This window comes from Pedobacter sp. B4-66 (assembly GCF_018492665.1).
In the GTDB taxonomy this organism is placed as follows: domain Bacteria; phylum Bacteroidota; class Bacteroidia; order Sphingobacteriales; family Sphingobacteriaceae; genus Pedobacter.
On the sequence record NZ_JAFVME010000010.1, the window covers coordinates 200,146 to 213,114 of the forward strand.

General features: G+C 36.3%; 14 protein-coding genes. 9 read left to right on the plus strand and 5 right to left on the minus strand.

All coding sequences use genetic code 11. The annotated features are described in order from the left end of the window. Positions 1 to 84 precede the first annotated feature (84 nt). Together radC and rpsT are read right to left on the minus strand one after the other, a co-directional pair. On the minus strand, positions 85 to 783 hold the full coding sequence (radC, locus tag J1905_RS17595) for a RadC family protein (RefSeq protein ID WP_214228576.1): 699 nt from the start codon (positions 781 to 783) through the stop codon (positions 85 to 87). A gap of 72 nt (positions 784 to 855) precedes the next feature. Then, entirely contained in the window at positions 856 to 1,110 is a 255-nt protein-coding gene (rpsT, locus tag J1905_RS17600; protein ID WP_090785043.1) for a 30S ribosomal protein S20, read from the minus strand. A 424-nt stretch (positions 1,111 to 1,534) separates the two neighbouring features. Between rpsT and purN the strand changes: the two genes are divergently transcribed. The 8 genes from purN to rodA all read left to right on the plus strand — a co-directional run bounded on the left by purN (position 1,535) and on the right by rodA (position 9,921). Further along, on the plus strand, positions 1,535 to 2,113 hold the full coding sequence (gene purN, locus J1905_RS17605; RefSeq protein ID WP_173090994.1) for a phosphoribosylglycinamide formyltransferase: 579 nt from the start codon (positions 1,535 to 1,537) through the stop codon (positions 2,111 to 2,113). Between the two features lie 14 nt (positions 2,114 to 2,127). Next, positions 2,128 to 2,553, plus strand: coding sequence for a c-type cytochrome (locus J1905_RS17610; protein ID WP_214228577.1), 426 nt, complete (start codon positions 2,128 to 2,130; stop codon positions 2,551 to 2,553). A 102-nt stretch (positions 2,554 to 2,655) separates the two neighbouring features. After that, the gene (purH, locus tag J1905_RS17615; RefSeq protein ID WP_214228578.1) at positions 2,656 to 4,182 is read left to right on the plus strand and encodes a bifunctional phosphoribosylaminoimidazolecarboxamide formyltransferase/IMP cyclohydrolase; all 1,527 of its coding nucleotides are present in this window, start codon (positions 2,656 to 2,658) and stop codon (positions 4,180 to 4,182) included. An 88-nt stretch (positions 4,183 to 4,270) separates the two neighbouring features. Next, entirely contained in the window at positions 4,271 to 5,293 is a 1,023-nt protein-coding gene (locus J1905_RS17620) for a rod shape-determining protein (protein ID WP_048907325.1), read from the plus strand. Positions 5,294 to 5,336: 43 nt separating this feature from the next. After that, complete coding sequence (gene mreC / locus J1905_RS17625; protein ID WP_214228579.1) at positions 5,337 to 6,176, plus strand: rod shape-determining protein MreC; 840 nt, start codon at positions 5,337 to 5,339, stop codon at positions 6,174 to 6,176. 82 nt (positions 6,177 to 6,258) lie between these two features. Further along, on the plus strand, positions 6,259 to 6,681 hold the full coding sequence (locus J1905_RS17630; RefSeq protein WP_350027988.1) for a rod shape-determining protein MreD: 423 nt from the start codon (positions 6,259 to 6,261) through the stop codon (positions 6,679 to 6,681). Further along, positions 6,681 to 8,669, plus strand: a complete 1,989-nt coding sequence (mrdA, locus tag J1905_RS17635) for a penicillin-binding protein 2 (RefSeq protein WP_214228581.1) — start codon at positions 6,681 to 6,683, stop codon at positions 8,667 to 8,669. The genes J1905_RS17630 and mrdA overlap by 1 nt, the downstream gene beginning before the upstream one ends. Beyond that, positions 8,647 to 9,921, plus strand: coding sequence for a rod shape-determining protein RodA (rodA, locus tag J1905_RS17640; protein WP_214228582.1), 1,275 nt, complete (start codon positions 8,647 to 8,649; stop codon positions 9,919 to 9,921). Before mrdA ends, rodA begins: the two co-directional genes overlap by 23 nt. 3 nt (positions 9,922 to 9,924) lie before the next feature. Here rodA and J1905_RS17645 read toward each other — a convergent pair whose 3' ends face one another. After that, positions 9,925 to 10,971, minus strand: a complete 1,047-nt coding sequence (locus J1905_RS17645; protein ID WP_214228583.1) for a DUF8457 domain-containing protein — start codon at positions 10,969 to 10,971, stop codon at positions 9,925 to 9,927. 98 nt (positions 10,972 to 11,069) lie between these two features. On the opposite strand from J1905_RS17645, the gene J1905_RS17650 reads away from it, so the two are divergent. Beyond that, on the plus strand, positions 11,070 to 11,660 hold the full coding sequence (locus J1905_RS17650; protein ID WP_214228584.1) for a thymidine kinase: 591 nt from the start codon (positions 11,070 to 11,072) through the stop codon (positions 11,658 to 11,660). Between the two features lie 228 nt (positions 11,661 to 11,888). Here J1905_RS17650 and J1905_RS17655 read toward each other — a convergent pair whose 3' ends face one another. Together J1905_RS17655 and J1905_RS17660 are read right to left on the minus strand one after the other, a co-directional pair. Then, positions 11,889 to 12,419: a ferritin gene (locus J1905_RS17655; protein ID WP_214228585.1), complete on the minus strand. Its 531-nt coding sequence runs from the start codon at positions 12,417 to 12,419 to the stop codon at positions 11,889 to 11,891. Between the two features lie 101 nt (positions 12,420 to 12,520). Continuing rightward, entirely contained in the window at positions 12,521 to 12,886 is a 366-nt protein-coding gene (locus J1905_RS17660; protein ID WP_214228586.1) for a hypothetical protein, read from the minus strand. Positions 12,887 to 12,969: the final 83 nt, after the last annotated feature.

Below are 12,969 nucleotides of genomic sequence, written 5' to 3' on the forward strand. Positions count from 1 at the left end.
TAATATTTAAAGGGGAATGCTAAAAGGGAAATACCATTAATGCACGCCTCCTAAGCCTAACAAAATTAGGAAGGGATAAGAACATCAGATTAAGCCCTCATCACCAAAACTGTAATAAGCCCTATCTGTTAAAATAAGATGATCTAACACTTGTAAGTCAAGCATTTTCCCACCCTCAACTAACTTTTTGGTAATATTTATATCTTGTCCACTTGGCTTTAAATTTCCAGAAGGGTGATTGTGAGCAAGAATAATAAAAGCGGCATTATGCTCGATTGCGGTTTTAAAAATAATTTTCGGATCAGCTACAGTACCTGCTAAACCTCCTTTACTAATCAGCTGCTTTCCGATGACACGATTTGCCTGATTCAGAATCAAAATCCAAAACTCCTCATGATTCAAATCGGCAAAAACCGGAAGCAGCACTTCAAAAGCATCCTTTGATGAAGTTATACTAATCACTTCAGTCGCAGCACTATCCTTTCGTCTTCTACCCAATTCCAAAGCTGCAATAATAGCTATTGCCTTAGCTTCTCCAATACCCTTAAATTGCGAAAGGCTTTTTACAGAAACTTTACCCAGAGCATCCAGATCGTTTTCATACTCAGCAAGTATTCGTTTACTTAAATCAACTGCGCTCTCATTTCGATTCCCAGAACCAATTAAAATAGCAATAAGCTCAGCATCTGTCAAATGCCTGCGACCATTCAATAACAACTTCTCGCGGGGCCTGTCTGCCTCTGCCCATAATTTTATACCTAGTTTTGGTTGGTATGGTTTCATTGAATCGCTTTTTTGAACATAAAAAAAGGGATATGCAATGCATATCCCTTTTACAATATTGTAAAGCTATATTTATTTTAAGCCATTAACAAACTTAGTTAACTTAGATTTGTTGTTAGCTGCTTTATTTTTGTGAATAACGCTCTTTTTGGCTAAACGATCTAACATAGAAATTACTTTAGGAAGTAATTCTAGTCCTGTTTTTTTATCTTCAGCACCACGCAGTCTTTTGATAAACGTACGAGTTGTTTTTGCTTGATATCTATTACGTAAACGTTTAGTTGCGTTTGCTCTAATTCTCTTTAATGAAGATTTATGATTTGCCATTTTTTGTTATTAAAATATTTTATGTTGAGACCAGCTCTTTTTAATTCTTCTTATTTTTCGGACTGCAAATATAGAACTAATGTTTTTAAAATACAAAATCAGAACATAAATATTTTTTATTAATCTTCTCCAACATAAATACTTGTCATTACTATATCGTTAGCTCAACGTTAAAACAACACTCTTTTTGCGCACCTTCTGCATGGCTTTAGCGCAGCCAATGCGCAAAAAAGGACTTTTCTCCGCAGAAAGTACGCAGGAGCTACGCATAAGGTGCGCAAAAGCCCCTATGCAAAACACTACCAATATTCAAAAAACTCCTATTAAAAAGCTTTCAATAAAGGCTTAAAATGCTATTTTTGGACATAATAATTACATTACTACCTTTGAAAAAGAATAGATAGCCTCAATTTAATATTGCCCAATGAAAAAACGTATAGCCATATTTGCCTCAGGGTCAGGATCTAATGCTCAAAAACTAATGGAGCATTTTAAAAGCAATCCGGAAGTAGAAATTGCATTGGTGCTAACAAACAATCCTGATGCCTATGTATTGCAACGTGCAGACAACTTTGAAATTCCCTCACATATTTTCGACAGGAATGAATTTTATCAAACAGACAACATAATCGATCTGTTAAAAAATCTCGATATCGATCTTATTGTATTAGCTGGGTTTTTATGGCTAATCCCTAAAAATTTAATTAATGAATACCCGGGACGCATTGTAAACATACACCCTGCTATCTTACCTAAGTTTGGAGGAAAAGGAATGTATGGCGACAATGTACACAATGCTGTTATGGCCGCCAAAGAAACCGAAGGTGGCATAACCATACATTACGTTGATGAAAATTACGACGAAGGTGAATACATTTATCAGGCAAAATATCGAATTGATAAAGATGATAATCTGGAAATGATCAAATTCAAAGGTCAACAATTGGAACACCTACACTACCCACGCATCGTTGACAGTATTATTAAAAAAATAAAAAAATAATCATCTACAACTTTATGCTTCAGATTGGCTGGATAAGGAAACTGTATCGTATGTACGGTTGCAGCTTATTTTTAATAATTGCTTGTCTGGCGGCCTGTAGTAATCCCGAAGTCAAAACAACGCCACAAAAAATAGACTATATCCGGGCAATACCCGGAAAAAATGACTCGATACCTGTTGCAATAGCTCAAAAAGGAGAAGTACTCATTGCTTATTCAGATTGTTACACTTGCCATAAGGAGGATAGAAAATCAATAGGTCCGGCTTTTAAAGATATAGCCAAAAGATATCCGGTTCAGCGTGTATTCATTGATATGCTTGCTCAAAAGGTAATTAGTGGCGGTAAAGGAGCCTGGGGAAGTGCCACGATGAGCGACCATCCAAAAGTACCGATTGAGGATGCTAAAGTAATGGTTAGCTACATTTTATCTTTAAAATGAATACCATGAAAATAAAAAGGGCATCTCAGTTTACAACGCAACAAATAACCATTTGACATTAAAAGAAAAATAGGTACTTTTGCGGCTCAAAATTTTTCTCTAATGAGTCAATCTATAAAGATCAAAAACGCTTTAATTTCAGTTTATTACAAAGATGGTTTAGAGCCTTTAGTTCGCCTTCTGGCAAAACAAGGTGTTCAATTGTTTTCTACCGGAGGTACAGAACAATTTATTAAAGATTTAAATTTACCTGTTACCGCAGTTGAAGACCTTACCGGTTATCCTTCAATTTTAGGTGGACGAGTTAAAACTTTACACCCTAAAGTTTTTGGTGGTATTTTAAACCGCAGAGCTTTAAGTTCGGATCAGGAGCAAATTACTCAGTATGAGATTCCAGAAATTGACCTTGTTATTGTTGACTTATATCCTTTCGAAGAAACACTAAAAGCTGGTGGTACTGAAGAAGAAATTATTGAGAAAATAGACATCGGTGGTATCTCTCTAATCAGAGCTGCTGCTAAAAACTTTAATGATGTAGTAATTCTTGCTTCTAAAGATGATTATTCAACTTTACAAGAGCAACTAGAAAATCAAGACGGAGAAACTACTTTAGCTCAACGTAAAGCATACGCTAAAAAAGCATTCCATACTTCTTCTAACTACGATACTGCAATCTTCAATTATTTCAACACTGAAGAGCCACTTAACGTATTTAAACAGAGCATTAGTAAAGCACAAGTTTTAAGATATGGTGAAAACCCACATCAACAAGGTGTATTTTATGGCGATTTAGATGCAATGTTCACCAAATTAAATGGTAAAGAACTTTCGTACAACAACCTTGTGGATGTTGATGCAGCTGTCGCTTTAATTGATGAATTTGAAGCACCCACATTTGCTATCTTAAAACATACAAACGCTTGTGGCGTAGCTTCAAGGGCCAATCTTTTAGATGCATGGAACGTAGCTTTAGCTTGCGATCCGGTTTCGGCTTTTGGTGGTGTATTAATTGCCAACAGAGAAATTGACCTTGCTACTGCAACAGAAATTAACAAATTGTTTTTTGAAGTATTGATCGCTCCTTCTTATCAAGCTGAAGCAGTTGAACTTTTCCGTGCTAAAAAGAATAGGGTAATTTTACAACGTAACGATGTGGAATTAAGCCAAAAACAATTCAAAACTTTATTAAACGGAGTTATTGAGCAAGATAAAGATTTAGTTATTGAAGGTCCTGATCAGATGACCACTGTAACAGAAAAAGCACCTACTTCTCAAGAGTTAATCGACTTACATTTTGCAAATAAAATTGTAAAACATACCAAATCAAACACTATTGTTTTTGTTAAAAACGACCAGTTGTTGTCTAGTGGTGTTGGTCAAACTTCAAGAGTTGATGCATTAAAACAAGCAATTGTTAAGGCTGAGGCTTTCAATTTCGACTTAAAAGGTTCGGTTATGGCTTCTGATGCGTTTTTCCCATTCCCTGATTGCGTAGAAATAGCAGCTGAAGCTGGTATCGCTGCAGTTTTACAACCAGGTGGCTCTATTAAAGATGCCGATTCTATAAATATGGCCAATGAAAAAGGTATTGCAATGGTAACTACTGGTGTCAGACATTTCAAACACTAACTTTATTTGTCTCTCAATACAATAAAAAGACGTAGTTTTACATTACTATAGTACATAGAATTTTTAATACTTAAATTATCACCTATAAATGGGTCTATTTAACTGGTTTACACAAGAGGTTGCTATCGATTTAGGTACAGCAAACACCTTGATTATACATAATGACAAAGTAGTAGTTGATGAACCTTCAATCGTTGCTTTTGACAGACAAACAAATAAAATTATAGCGATTGGTAGGCAGGCCATGCAAATGGAGGGTAAAACCCATGATAATATCAGAACAGTAAGACCACTAAAAGATGGTGTTATTGCTGATTTCAATGCTGCTGAAGCCATGATCAAAGGCATGATCCGCATGTTAAATGGTGGTAAAGGCTGGATGTTCCCTTCGTTAAGAATGGTAATTTGTATCCCTTCTGGTATTACCGAGGTTGAAAAACGTGCGGTAAGAGATTCTGCAGAAATTGCAGGTGCCAAAGAAGTTTACCTGATCCATGAGCCTATGGCTGCTGCTGTCGGTATTGGTATCGACGTAGAGGAACCAATGGGTAACATGATCATTGACATAGGTGGTGGTACTACAGAGATTGCGGTAATCGCTTTATCTGGTATTGTATGCGACCAGTCTATACGCGTAGCGGGAGATAACTTTGACTCTGATATTGTTAACTATATCCGTCGCCAGCACAACATTATGATTGGTGATCGTACTGCTGAAAAAATTAAAATTGAAGTAGGTGCAGCTTTGCCTGAGTTGCAAGATCCACCTGCTGATTTTGCTGTGCAAGGAAGAGATTTGATGACAGGTGTTCCTAAACAAATCACCGTTTCTTATACCGAGATTGCACACTGTTTAGATAAATCTATTTCGAAAATCGAAGAAGCTATTCTTAAAGCTTTAGAGATTACCCCACCAGAACTTTCTGCTGATATTTACCAAACTGGTATCTATTTAACAGGTGGTGGTGCATTACTTCGTGGTTTAGATAAACGTGTAGCTGCTAAAACGAAATTGCCGGTTCACGTTGCAGAAGATCCTCTTCGTGCAGTTGTACGTGGTACAGGTATCGCCTTAAAAAACATTGGCGGTTTCAAATTTTTAATGCAATAATTAAATGAAGATAAACTAAGGGCTTCCCTCTTATATTTAGAATATGCGTAACCTTTGGATTTTTATAAGCAGATATAACGCATTTTTCTTCTTCATCATATTCTTTACTATAGGAGTTGTTCTTACTGTAAGAAACAACTCCTATCAACGTAGCGTAACCATCAACTCAACCAATAAAATTGTGGGTGATGTTTACAACAACCTTAATGTGTTTAAAAAATACATGAACCTGGGTTCTGTAAATGATAGCCTGGCAGTAGAGAATGCGAAACTGAAGACGGAGATACTTGCCCTTAAAAATATAGACACGGCTAAGGATGTCTTAGTAAAAGACACGGCCGGAGTACCTCAATACACTTACCTTTCGGCCAGAGTTATCAAAAACTCTATTACAAACCGAAATAATTTCATCACTATTAACCGTGGTAAAGCTGACGGTATTGAAACCAATATGCCGGTTATTTCTCCAGGAAAAGGTGTTGTAGGTTTTGTACAGGATGTTTCAGACCATTTGGCAACTGTACGGTCTTTATTGCATAAAGACACTCACATCAGTGTAAGTCTTAAAAGGAACAATGCAGTTGGTTCATTGGTATGGGGAGATAGAAACTCTGATTACAGAAAGGCTTATATTAAGGAGATACCAAATCACTTTAAAATAAACCTGAAAGATACTGTAGTTACATCAGGTTTCTCATTTTTCCCATCAGGTATTCCTGTTGGTACAGTTAGCAATACTGGTATTTCCACCGGAGATAACTTTATGACCATAGAAATCAATCTGTTTAATGATTTTAGCACCTTACAATACGTTTACATCATTAAAAATAAACTAGCAAAGGAACAAACAGAATTAGAAGCGAAATTACCCAATGAGCAGTAGATTAGTATTAACAAACATAGTTAGGTGGTTCATACTACTTTTATTTCAAATCCTAATTCTTAGGAATTTGAGTTTCTACAATATGGCAACTCCTTTTGTTTACATATTATTTTTGTTATTGCTCCCATTTGGGATTCCTAATCTGTTACTTTATATAATCGCTTTTGCTACCGGTTTAACTCTTGATGCATTTTATGATACATTAGGAGTCCATACCGCAGCTTGTGTAACTTTAGTTTTTGTAAGAATCCTTTTTATCTCAGTAACTGTAAGTAGAGACGGTTTTGATGAACCGGAACCTACTCTTGGGAATATGGGAATCAAATGGTTCCTCCTGTATGCCTTTTTATGCACATTTGCACATCATATTGTGCTGTTCTTTTTAGAAACATTTAGACTAACGGAATTTTCATACACCCTACTCAAGTGTCTTTTAAGTGGTGTTTTCACACTTTTTCTTGTTACCTTAATTGAGTTTATATTTTATAACAGAAAGGTACGCTGATGGATAATCTGTTTAACCGAAAATACATTGTACAGGGATTATTTATTGTTGTTTCACTAATATTACTTGGTACACTTTTTTATATACAGGTATTTAGTGATAAATATTTCCTTTCTGCCGAGAGTAATGTATTACGTAAACTCTACACTTTCCCTGCTCGTGGGGTCATTTTAGATAGACACGAAAAAATTCTTGTGCAAAATGAGCCTGTATACGATTTGATGGTTATTCCAAATGATGTAAAAGAATTTGACACCCTTGAACTTTGTAAGATTATCGACATCGATACAGTAAAGTTTAGAAAGAACTTCAAGAAGGCTTTAAATCAATCCAGATATCAACCAAGCATATTTGAGAAACAACTTTCAGTAAGCATTTACCAATCTTTATCTGAAAAACTATATCGTTTTCCAGGTTTCTTTGTACAAAGCAGAACAATAAGACAATATCCGGATAGTATAGCCAGTCACTTTTTAGGTTATATAAAAGAAGTAAGTCCAACTGACATTGAACGCTCTGAAGGCTATTACAGACCTGGAGATTACATTGGAAAATCAGGAGTTGAAAAATCTTATGAAACCGCATTAAGGGGTGAAAGAGGTGTGGTTAACATGCTTTACGACGCACACAATGTGCCAAAAGGAAGTTATGCTGAGGGTAAATTTGATACTTCGGCAGTATCCGGAGAACAGCTGATATCTTCACTTGATATAAGAATTCAAAAATTAGGCGAAGAATTGCTAAAAAATAAAGTAGGCAGTATTGTAGCAATAGAACCTGCAACAGGTGAAGTACTCGCATTTGTGAGTAGTCCGGGTTATGACCCCAACTTAATGGTGGGTAGACAACAGGGAAATAACTACATGGACTTACTTAAAAGCCCAAACCGTGCACTTAATATCCGTCCTATTCAAGGTTATTACTCACCAGGGTCTTCCTTTAAACCATTAGATGCGCTAATTGGATTACAGGAAGGGGTTATTGATGAGAACACCACATTTAACTGCCCCGGCTATTTCAAGGTTGGAAATCACACAACTAAATGTGAACACGTTGACGGAGATATTGCACTAAGAAAAGGTCTGGCCAGATCATGCAATACTTACGCTTGTTATGTATTTCAGAAATTATTAACACAGAAAAAGTTTAATAGGAATCAAAAAGTAGCCTATGATTACTGGCAAAAGAAAGTAAAACTATGGGGTCTTGGAGACACTCTTGGTATAGATTTGCCGGGAGAACGTAGAGGCAGACTATATGATGCGGCTTACTATTCAAAGAAATACAGCAAGTACTGGGGCTATTCAACCGTTATTTCACTGGCTATTGGGCAAGGAGAGATGGATGCTACACCACTACAAATGGCAAATATTATGGCTGCCATAGCTAATAAGGGTTATTATATAAAACCGCACCTGGTAAAATCTATTGGGAAAAACCATGTTATTAAAAAGGAGTTTGTAAAGAAAAACTATGTTGGCGTTGATGCACGCCATTTTGGGCCGGTAATAGATGGGATGCAAGACGCTGTAAATGCACCATGGGGTACAGCTGTGGCTTCTAGAATTGATGGGATTATTATGTGTGGTAAAACGGGTACGGTACAAAATCCACGTGGTAAAAACCACTCTGTGTTTATCGGATTTGCTCCTCGTGATAATCCAAAAATAGCCATTGCAGTTATAGTAGAGAATGCAGGTTTTGGTGGTACATATGCTGCACCAATTGCAAGTTATATTACAGAAAAGTATCTTAAAGATAGTATAGCTCCTAACAGAAGAGATAGAGTAGAGTGGATGAAGAGACAGATAATACTTCCTGCTCCTCCAAAACCGAAAGTAAAGCCTAAGGCTGCCATTTTAGATTCTGCTGGTAAAGCAGATTCTCTAAAAAAAAGCATCAATAGTGCTGAGCCTAAAAAAACGACAGATTTACCCAACATAAAAAATCCAACCCTAATAAAAAATGAGCACTCAGCAAAGCAATAGATTTTTCTTTAATGTGGATTGGATTACTATTCTAATCTATATTGCTTTGTGTACAGTCGGCTACGTAAACATTTATGCTTCGGTACCTTCACATAGCAGTGCAGATTCTTCTATGTTTAATTTTGGAAGCAATTATGGTAAACAGCTGATCTATGTTATTGCAGGTTTAGTTCTTGGCTTTTCAATTTTGTTATTGGATGCCAAATTCTTTAGTGTCTTCTCTCCCATTGTTTATGGTGTTACGGTACTACTACTCATCATAGTTTTGATTGTCGGTCGAAATGTTGGAGGAAATCAGGCCTGGATATCTTTAGGGGGCGGCTTCAGGCTACAACCCTCCGAGTTTGCGAAGTTCGGAACAGCACTACTGCTGGCAAGGTATATTAGTAGCTTCAGTCCTAAGTTCAGAGATTTAAAATCAATAGCGTTTGCGGCCTTAATTATGGGGATTCCCCTCATTCTTATTATGTTACAGCCAGACGCCGGATCAGCTTTAGTTTTCCTGGCGTTTATGTTTCCAATGTATAGAGAAGGGCTATCGGGTTATTTCTTATTGATCTTTTTAGGGATGATCGTTTTGTTTGTGGCAGATTTCCTTGTTCCACTACAAATATTAATCCCCATTATTCTTGCAATTGGAGGCATCTTTGTTTATCAAAACAAACGAAAACAGAAGGTAATGTTTTCCGCTATCATTGTAACAATAGTTGCCATTGCTTATTTGTTTGTTGTAAGGATAGCTTATGAAAAAGTTCTAAAACCTCACCAACGCACACGTATTGAGTTAATTTTGGGACTAAAAATTGACCCCAAAGGAGTTGGTTATAACGTTATACAATCTAAAATCGCGATTGGTTCAGGTCAGCTAACGGGCCGGGGCTTTTTGCAGGGTACACAAACAAAATACGGTTATGTACCGGCACAAAGTACAGATTTTATATTCTCAACAATTGGAGAGGAATGGGGCTTTGTAGGTTGCTTTGTAGTAATTGGCCTGTACTTATTTCTACTACTCCGTTTAATAAACCTTGCAGAACGACAGCGATCCACTTTCTCCAGAGTATATGGCTATTGCGTGGCCAGCATTCTGTTCTTCCACGTATTTATAAATATCGGTATGGCAATAGGCATTGTGCCTGTAATTGGAATACCGCTACCTTTTATCAGTTATGGTGGATCTTCGCTTTGGAGTTTTACAATATTGCTGTTTATCTTCCTGAAGCTGGATTCAAATAGAATGGGCTTTATCTAAAGTCTACGAAAAACGCTGATTTAGCAATTCATAGAACTTATCAACAGTAGTCTGTTTTGCGTCCCAGTTATTTTTCTCTGCATAATTATTTTTCAAGAATGTGTCGGCCGTTTTAAGGTCCGGCATTTTATTGATCAGATCTATTGCTTCGGAATAGGCCAGGTTATAACCATTAAACAAATCCTTAATGTATAGCAGTTTCTCATTAAGGGTTATTCCCTTTTTAAGATCAGTTATTGCAGGCTTATTACTTTCTAAATTCAGGTTAAGAGAGTTATTATTACTCTTACCGGCCAGAATATCGTTTATGGTTGGCTTAAGATTACTTACAGGCTCTTGTTGCACAGGCTCTGGAATACTTTCAACTACAATTATTTTAACAGGCTCAGGAGCCTTAAAAAGCGTAGGCTGCGGAACAGGTATTGGAGCCGGTTCAGGAGCTTTTACTTCTTCCTGAATTTGAACTATAGGTTCTTGCTTATAAACAATTGGCTCAGGGATCGGTTGAGGCTCAGGTATAGCTTGAGGAACATAAACAGGTTCAACTACTGGTTCTGGAGTTACTTGTGCTACAACTTGCTGCTCAGAAGCCTCAATCTGAGCTTTACGCTCCATTAATCTTTGTTTTTCGGCAATAATGCGTTCTTCCTCTGCGCTTAATGGTCTGTCAAAAATACTATCAACAGACTTTTCCTCAAAATCAAACTTATCGCTTGATGAGGTATCATTCAAAATAAATTCAAAAGACGGTCTACGGTAATCAACTTCTTCTACTTCTTCCTCAACAACTACAACATTTTGCGGAACCACAGGCTCAGCTATTTCTGAAACTGTTTCTAAAGTATGTTCAGGTAATTCCTTTACAGGTTTACTGTTATTTAGTTTTCTTACAATTTGAACATGATCCGACAAGAAATTGGCATTCGCCAGAAACAACTCCAGCTCTAATTCATTAAGTTGTTCAGGATTTTGGGCTAAAAACTCGTACTGATCTTGAAGTTCGTTTAGTATTTGTCCGATTTTTTTGAAAATATCACCTTGGTTCATCATAGTTTAATAACGGAAGAATTGACTTTTTATGTTGGTAACTTGCCATTCAAAAGTAATACAAAATTTCGATATTAGCAGGCTATAAGTACTACAATACGATGTTATTCAGCGAACAAAATTACAGAAGAGGGGAGTTTTGCGGTAGCATAGAGGTAATTTGCGGCTCTATGTTTTCGGGTAAAACGGAAGAATTACTAAGGAGATTAAGAAGAGCTCAAATTGCTAAGCTGAATGTAGAAATTTTTAAACCTAAAACAGATACCAGATATGATGAAAATGCTGTGGTATCTCATGATTTAAATTCAATTCAATCAACACCCGTCGAAACATCATCAGCAATTTTGCTTTTAGATGCCAACACTCAGGTAGTTGGTATTGATGAAGCTCAATTTTTTGATGAAAACCTTCCTGAAGTTTGCAACAAACTTGCTCAAAAAGGAATCAGAGTTATTGTGGCCGGTTTAGACATGGATTTTCAAGGCAAACCTTTCGGGCCTATCCCTGCTTTGATGGCGATTGCCGAATTGGTAACTAAAGTAAATGCAGTTTGTGTACGTTGCGGTAGTCCGGCCATGTACTCTTTCCGCACGGTCGCCGGCGAATCAAAAATATTACTAGGTGAAAAAGACAGTTACGAGCCCCGTTGCAGGCGCTGTTATCATTTACCCGACAATGTAAGCTTAAATTAAAACTAGTAGAATAAAGCCAAAGCTAGGCTAAAGGGCAATTTTTACATCGCTTCCCTCTAAGGTATTTCTCACAGCAGTCTTTTTTCTTTTTATCTTTTTTATCCTGCTTAGATTTTTTTTTGTCTTTGTTTTTCTTTGACATGGCCTATATATCTATAACAAAAAAAGGCACATACTGTTTTACCAGTATGTACCTTTAATATACCAGGGTAAACTGGCTAAATTAGATTAAGCTTCTCCTTCGTATTTGATCTGACCAACATGTTTGTCAATCTGCCATCTTCCGGTTCCTTCTTCTCCGATTACATCAAACAATTCAACAGCGCGACGAGCTTTATATTCTTCTTCTCTTTGTTCTCTAAAGAACCAGTTTAAGAACTCAAGAGTTATATAATCCTGTTCTTTATGGCAACGAGCAGCTATGCTTTTAATAGACTGAGTTACATTAATTTCCTGATCCAAAGCTTCTTCAAAAACCTCACGGAAAGAATTATATTCAATTTTGATATTTGTGACATCAGGAGAAATTGCTGTTCCACCCATATCTAAAACATATTTATAGAATTTAAGCTGATGCATTCTTTCTTCTTCTGCCTGCTTGAAAAAATAATCTGCAGAAAAATCGTATCCATTGCGACTACACCATGAGGCCATCGAAAGATAAATAGCTGATGAGTGGGCTTCTTTTTTAATTTGCTGGTTTATAAGTGTCTCTACATCTGATGAGAGTAAGCACTTTGCGCGAATGATATCTTTCATAATTACTATCGTTTAATTGATATTGTAACATCAAAATTAATGCAATAAATTAAGAAAAGATAATATTAGAGTAATATGGAAAGATTCTAATTCTAAGTTAATCAGGCAACTATACGATGCAAACGATCAAATATGATGTGATTAAGCTCTAACATTACGAACGTGCCCTGCAGGAGCTCTTTTAAAGCAATAATTTCTAAAATAGAAAGCACATAGCAATGATCACATGCGCAGATAAAGATGATTTCAAGATCAGGGGCTTTAGTACTATTTAAAAGCAAGTCTTCAATATCGATGTGATAAACTGCTTTTTTAAGTTTAAGTAAGTTACGATAATCGAAACGGGCAAGTTTACCGGCAAAATCTATATACCAGCAATTCTCACTGTCTGATTGATAAATGGCACCATTCTTAGTATTAAATACTTCTGTAAAATTTATTGAAGGTAGTACAATTAAATCCTGCATGTTCACATTAAACTCTTGATATTACAAAGGTTGTTATTATTTAGAATTAATCCAAATCGTTTAACGATTTATTTCAAAAAAAG